This is a genomic window from Peptoniphilus sp. oral taxon 836 str. F0141 (assembly GCF_000179335.1).
Taxonomy (GTDB): domain Bacteria; phylum Bacillota; class Clostridia; order Tissierellales; family Peptoniphilaceae; genus Peptoniphilus_A; species Peptoniphilus_A lacrimalis.
In genome coordinates this window covers 1-6,672 of sequence record NZ_AEAA01000074.1, presented here as the reverse complement: position 1 = coordinate 6,672, position 6,672 = coordinate 1, and the positions used below count along the sequence as shown (strand labels likewise).

At 29.8% G+C, this 6,672-nt stretch carries 4 protein-coding genes and 9 tRNA genes; all 13 read left to right on the top strand.

Features of this window, described 5'->3' with window-relative positions; all coding sequences use genetic code 11:
- The first annotated feature begins 8 nt into the window (after positions 1-8).
- Positions 9-83, top strand: a tRNA-Glu gene (locus HMPREF9131_RS03450).
- Positions 84-89: 6 nt separating this feature from the next.
- Positions 90-165: transfer RNA gene (locus HMPREF9131_RS03445), tRNA-Val, on the top strand.
- Between the two features lie 54 nt (positions 166-219).
- Positions 220-296: transfer RNA gene (locus HMPREF9131_RS03440), tRNA-Asp, on the top strand.
- An 82-nt stretch (positions 297-378) separates the two neighbouring features.
- Positions 379-454, top strand: a tRNA-Thr gene (locus HMPREF9131_RS03435).
- A gap of 13 nt (positions 455-467) precedes the next feature.
- A tRNA-Thr gene (locus tag HMPREF9131_RS03430) sits at positions 468-543 on the top strand.
- Positions 544-601: 58 nt separating this feature from the next.
- Positions 602-676: transfer RNA gene (locus HMPREF9131_RS03425), tRNA-Gly, on the top strand.
- Positions 677-688: 12 nt separating this feature from the next.
- Positions 689-765, top strand: a tRNA-Arg gene (locus tag HMPREF9131_RS03420).
- A 40-nt stretch (positions 766-805) separates the two neighbouring features.
- A tRNA-Leu gene (locus HMPREF9131_RS03415) sits at positions 806-892 on the top strand.
- A gap of 20 nt (positions 893-912) precedes the next feature.
- A tRNA-Leu gene (locus HMPREF9131_RS03410) sits at positions 913-999 on the top strand.
- Positions 1,000-1,392: 393 nt separating this feature from the next.
- The gene (polA, locus tag HMPREF9131_RS03405; protein ID WP_009345357.1) at positions 1,393-4,050 is read left to right on the top strand and encodes a DNA polymerase I; all 2,658 of its coding nucleotides are present in this window, start codon (positions 1,393-1,395) and stop codon (positions 4,048-4,050) included.
- A complete protein-coding gene (gene coaE / locus HMPREF9131_RS03400; RefSeq protein WP_009345358.1) occupies positions 4,037-4,636 on the top strand; it encodes a dephospho-CoA kinase in 600 nt (199 codons plus the stop codon). Before polA ends, coaE begins: the two co-directional genes overlap by 14 nt.
- Positions 4,633-5,385, top strand: a complete 753-nt coding sequence (locus tag HMPREF9131_RS03395; protein WP_009345356.1) for a metallophosphoesterase — start codon at positions 4,633-4,635, stop codon at positions 5,383-5,385. The genes coaE and HMPREF9131_RS03395 overlap by 4 nt, the downstream gene beginning before the upstream one ends.
- A 67-nt stretch (positions 5,386-5,452) precedes the next feature.
- Positions 5,453-6,672 (top strand): single-stranded-DNA-specific exonuclease RecJ (gene recJ, locus HMPREF9131_RS03390; protein WP_009345355.1); only part of this gene is annotated, 1,220 nt, incomplete at its 3' end.

The window sequence follows — 6,672 nt, the reverse complement described above, 5'->3', positions numbered from 1 at the left end:
AAATCTTAGGCCCTGTGGTCAAGCGGTTAAGACACCACCCTTTCACGGTGGTATCCCGAGTTCGATTCTCGGCAGGGTCACCATAATAAGGACGCATAGCTCAGTTGGGAGAGCATCTGCCTTACAAGCAGGGGGTCATAGGTTCGAGCCCTATTGTGTCCACCAAAAAACACTTAGTGGTTATTAAATAATCACTAAGTGCTAAATAAAACTATGTGTGGCCCGGTAGTTCAGCTGGTTAGAATGCCAGCCTGTCACGCTGGAGGTCGTCGGTTCGAGCCCGATCCGGGTCGCCAAATTTTTAACTATATTTACTTAAGTTTATTTAATTAGTCTTTTGCTTATACACCAGACTAGTGGCTTAATTGTCGGTCATTGGCCGGCATAGCTCAATTGGTAGAGCAACTGAATCGTAATCAGTAGGTTGGGGGTTCAAGTCCTCTTGCCGGCTCCAAATTTTAATATTTGCTGGTGTAGCTCAATTGGTAGAGCAACTGACTTGTAATCAGTAGGTTGGGGGTTCAAGTCCTCTCACCAGCTCCATAAAAAATTTGTAATTTTTACTTTACATTTGTTTAATAATTGTATAAAATATATGTATGCGGATGTGGCTCAGTGGTAGAGCATCGCCTTGCCAAGGCGAGGGTCGCGAGTTCGAATCTCGTCATCCGCTCCATTTTTTTATTATGCGCCATTAGCTCAGCTGGATAGAGCGTTTGGCTACGGACCAAAAGGTCAGGGGTTCGAATCCTCCATGGCGCGCCACAATTTTATAGTTTGAAGGGTTTCTTTTTTTAACCCTTTTGCAGAAGTGCTGGAATAGGCAGACAGGCATGTTTGAGGGGCATGTGCAAGCTTTTGCGTGAGGGTTCAAGTCCCTTCTTCTGCACCACATATTCTTATGAATATTTTGCCGAAGTGGCGGAATTGGCAGACGCATCAGACTCAAAATCTGACGTTGGAAACATCGTGGGGGTTCGAGTCCCCCCTTCGGCACCAACCTTGTACCCACAGTCTAGCTTTTTTAGTTTGACTGTTTTTTTATTTTGTCTTTATTTCAAATATTGGAGAGACTTGTTAATTCGAGTCTCTCTTTTCAATTAAAAATCAATACTTATACGCTAATAGAATAACAAAATTAAAATAAACTGAAAACTATGTAAAATAAACATTGCAAACAACACCTTAGGAGTTTTACAAAAATATACCGTTTTTTATCACTACTTTTTAATTTAAATTTCTAATTGTTTTATTTTCTTAGGTAATATTAATAATATATTTTAATTATTTTGTTCTTATGATTTATATTATTATCAATATCATCTAGGTTTTTTTATTCGTATTTTTGAGTTATAATTTAAGGCAAGAATATATATTTATTATGGGGGATTTATGAGCAAAAATATTTTTTTAATTATAGATGGTTCTTCTTTGTTTTTTAGGGCTTTTTATGCTCTTCCTTTATTAAAAACAAAAAGAGGTATTTATACTAATGCTATATATGGATTTGTTATGATGCTTGAAAATGCTATTGAGCGAGTTAAACCGAGTCATATAGTTGTATGTTTTGATAGAAAAGGTAAAACTTTTAGAAGCGAGCTTTATAAAGATTATAAAGGTACAAGGCAAAAGACACCTAATGAATTAGAACAGCAATTTCCATTAGTTAGAGACATTTTAAAATATATGAATATTGTTGTTCTTGATTCACCTGTTTATGAAGCTGATGATATTGCAGGAACTTTATCTCTTATAGCGTCTAAAGAAGGTTATAAATCTTATTTATTAACAGGAGATAAGGATTATTATCAACTTGTAGATGATAATACCAATGTTTTGATGACAAGGAAGGGTATTACTGAACTTGAAGTTGTGAATTTGCAAAGTATAAATGATGATTACGGTATTAGTCCACAGGAATTTATAGATCTTAAAGGCTTAATGGGTGATAGTTCTGATAACATTCCTGGCGTTCCTGGTATTGGACCTAAAACTGGTTTAAAACTTATTAAAGAGTACTCCACTATAGAAAATCTTTATAATCATTTAAGCGAAATTTCTGGGAAAAAACTTAAAGAAAATTTGGAAGAAAATAAAGTTCAAGCTTTTATGAGTAAAAAATTAGGTACTATTGTTAGGAATATAGATTTGCCCGTTGGTCTTTCTGATTTAAAAATTAAGGAATATGATTATGAAAATTTATCTAAACTATACAGGGATTTTGAATTTAATTCTATTTTAAAAAGATTGCCTGAAAAGTATCAAAAGGAAAAAACAGAGGAAATTGCTGATACATTTTTCCAAATTTCTAATGATTCTATTGATGATATTATAGAAAATATTAAGGCCAGTAAATCATTTGCTTTTAAATTTATTAGTGATGGAAAAATTTATGAGGGTATAGATCCATTTAAAATTGCAATTTTACCAAAGGGTTATAATACCAGCGTAATTGATTATAATAAAGATAATTTGTCAAATTTAAAAGCTCTTTGGGAAGATGACAGCATAGAAAAACTCGGTTATGATTTAAAAGAAGATATAATTGTTCTTCAATATAATAAAATTGACTTAAAAAATTATTGCCACGACTCTATGATTGCTGAATATCTCTTAAATTCTACTGAATCTAATTATGAGATTGACCACCTTGCAAGCAGTTATTTCAATAAGGCTTATAAGAGTGAAGAGGAACTTTTGGGTAAAGGTGTGAAAAAAAAGAAATTCCAAGAAATTGATGAGGGTGATTTAAATTCTTATTTTTCTTACATTTTAAACATGGTTTATAAAATTAGTCCTCTTCAAATGCAAAAAATAGAAGCAGAAGGCATGAAAGATCTTTATATAAATGTTGAGTTACCTCTAATAGAGGTATTAGCAAATATGGAGATTGTTGGTATTAGAACAGATGTTAATATATTAAATGAAATTGATGAGAAAATCAAAGAAAGGATTAATGATCTAGAATTTAATATATATAAGGATGCAGACGAGCAATTTAATATTAACTCTCCTAAACAATTGGGACAAATATTATTTGAAAAAATGGATTTGCCTGTAATTAAAAAGACTAAAACAGGATACTCAACTTCTGCTGATGTTCTTGAAAAGTTAAGAGGAAAGTCGCTAATTATTGACAATATTTTAGAGTATAGAAAAATCAGTAAAATTAAAAATACTTATATTGATGGGTTAAGAGATGTTATTAATAAAAAGACTGGCAGAATTCATTCCAGATTTAATCAAACAGTAACATCTACTGGAAGAATTTCCTCTACTGAGCCAAATTTACAAAATATTCCTATAAAAACTCATGAGGGTAGACTGATCAGGAAAGCTCTTTTATCTTCTGAAGGTTCAAGTCTTGTAGATAGTGATTATTCACAAATTGAATTAAGAGTTTTAGCTTCTCTTTCTAATGATACTTATATGATTAACGCATTTGCTGATGGTCTTGATATTCATAGAAAGACAGCTTCAGAAGTATTTCATACTCCCTATGATGAAGTTTCAGATGAATTGAGAAGTATGGCAAAAGCAGTTAATTTTGGAATTGTTTATGGTATAAGCGATTATGGTCTATCACAAAATCTTAATATTCCAAGGAAAGAAGCAAAAACTTATATTGATAACTATTTGGGACATTTTCAAGGAATAAAAAAATATATGAATGATATCATTCATGTAGGAACAGAAAAAGGTTATGTTGAAACTTTACTTCACAGAAGAAGGTACATTCCTGAACTTAAAGCAAAAAATTTTAATATAAGATCTTTTGGGGAAAGAATTGCATTAAACACTCCAATTCAGGGTACAGCTGCAGATATAATAAAGATTGCAATGGTTGGAGTATATAAGGAACTTAAAAAGAAAAATTTGAAGGCAAAATTAATTTTACAGATTCACGATGAATTAGTTGTTGATGCTCCAGATGAAGAAGTGGCTGAGGTTTGTGAAATTATGAAAGATGTAATGGATAATGCTTTAATAATGAAAGTTCCTCTTAGTGTTTCAATGAAAACAGGAAAAAGTCTATATGAAACAAAGTAAAATAATTGCAATAACAGGTTCAATTGCATCAGGAAAATCACAAGTTACTAATTTTTTGAAGCAACTATCTTACAAAGTTATAGATTCTGATATTATTTCAAGAGATATTATCAATGAAAGAGAAGTTATAGAAAAGATAAAATCATATTTTGGAGAAAATCTCTATTCTAAGGGAGTTTTAGATAGAAGTGCCTTAGCTAGCATAATTTTTAATGATAGAGAAAAGAGAGATTTGTTAGATTCAATAACTCATCCGTTAATTTACAAAAGGATTTCTGAGAAAATCCAAGAATATAAAAGAGAAAAAATAGTTTTTGTTGATATTCCTCTATTGATAGAAAATGGTACAAAGTCTTTTGATATGGATTTCGATGAAATCTGGTTAGTTTATGCTGACAAAGAAACTCAAATTAGAAGGCTCATGTCTAGAGATAACATATCTTATGATTATGCAAATATAAAAATTTCTTCACAAATGAGTATGGAGGAAAAAAGAAAGTATGCTGATATTATCTTAGATAATAGAGGGGATTTAAACGAGCTAAAGGATAAAGTTTTAAAAGCTTTAAATAGATTAAATAAATGAAAATTTTATCAGTAATTTTTATAATATTTATTTATTCAATATATGAAAATAAATATTATAAAATACATAATATTAAAATAAAAAGTGAAAAAGTTCACAAGAAAGTAAAATTTATACAAATTTCTGATTATCACTTAAATCCTTTTATTAATCTTAAGTCACTAGAAAGACATATTAATAAATTTCAAGCAGATTTTGTTTTTCTAACTGGAGATTTTATAAACAGGTCTACTCGTCCTAAAGATTTTTCCAAGATGGAGGATTTTTTAAAAATATTTTCATCTGAAGTATTTTTTGTAAGTGGTAATCACGAGGAAGAAAACGAAAATTGTAGTTTATTTTTTGATATTTTAAATAAATACCATGTAAAACTACTTGATAACAAAAATGCTATTCGTGGTGATATTAACATAAATGGCAAATTTTATAATGGAAAAACTAGCAATTTGAAGTGTTTAAATGATAAGTATAATATTTTGTTAATTCATGATCCTTTAGATTTTATCTATAATGAAGATAAAAATTTTGATCTTGTTTTGTCAGGTCACCTGCACGGAGGACAGGTGAGATTACCTTTTATCGGAGCATTTATTGACCCATACTTTAATTTATTTCCCAAATATTCTAAGGGATTTTATAAAATTAGACAAAGCATTTTATATATTACTTCTGGCATGGGTTCTAAATTTATATTAAGAACTTTTAATCCTTGTGAGATGATTTTTTTCACATTAGATAATGAAGATTAATATTTTGATTTATCTATCGTTTTAATGGATTACAAATTATGATATACTCATATATTATGGTGGTTAGATGGAAAAATGGTTTATAAAAAATAGTAAGGATTATGAACTTTCATATGAAAAATATGGATTAAATAAAATTTTATATAGAATTTTGTTAAATAGGGGAATAAAATCTGATGAGGAATTGGAAAAATTTTTAAAACCAGACCTCTCTAATATTCATTCTCCAATTTTTCTAAAAGATATGGTTAAGAGTGCAAATATTACTATTAGTCATATAACCAAAGGCTCTAATATTAGAATAGTTGGTGACTATGATGTTGATGGAATAACTTCTACATATATTTTATATTGTGGATTGAAGAAAATAGGAGCTAAAGTTTCATATGACATTCCTAATAGAGTTTTAGATGGATATGGTATTAATAATAAAATCATAGATAGGGCAAAGGAAGATGATATATCTCTAATTATAACTTGTGATAATGGTATAGCGGCCTTTGAACCTGTTAAGTATGCTAGAAATTTAGGTATAGATGTAATTGTTACTGACCATCATGAACCTGCTAAGGTTTTAATTGAAGGTGTTTTACAAGAAAAATTACCTGATGCTAATGCTCTTATTGACCCTAAGGTATCTGATTCAAAATACCCTTTTAAAGATATTTGTGGTGCTTGTGTAGCTTTTAAATTAATATCTTATTTGTATTTAATAAAAGGCAAGGAAGAACAGGAAGTCTATGATGACTTTTTAGCCTATGTTGCACTTGCAACAGTTTGTGATGTAATGCCTTTAAAAGATGAAAATAGAATTCTTATACATTATGGACTTGAAGCATTAAAAAATGTGCAAGATGTCGGGTTAAATGCATTAATAAGTGCTTGTGATATAAAAAAAGAAGATATAGATGTTTATCATATTGGATTTATTATTGGCCCAACTTTAAATGCTTGTGGCAGATTAAAAACTGCTAAAGAAGCTGTAGAACTTCTTTTAGAGAAAGATTACAACTCTGCAATCGAGAAAGCAAAAGAAATAAGGTCTATTAATAATCAAAGACAAAATTACACGAATGATGGATATATAAAGGCAATAAAAATCATAAAAGAACAGGAACTTTTGAAAAAATATCCTATTTTATTAATTTATGTTCCCAATATTAATGAGTCTGTTGTTGGAATAATAGCTGGTAGAATAAAGGAAAAATTTTATAGGCCAACAATTGTTCTAACTGATTCTAATGGAATTATAAAGGGTTCTGGAAGAAGTATTGATGAATATAATAT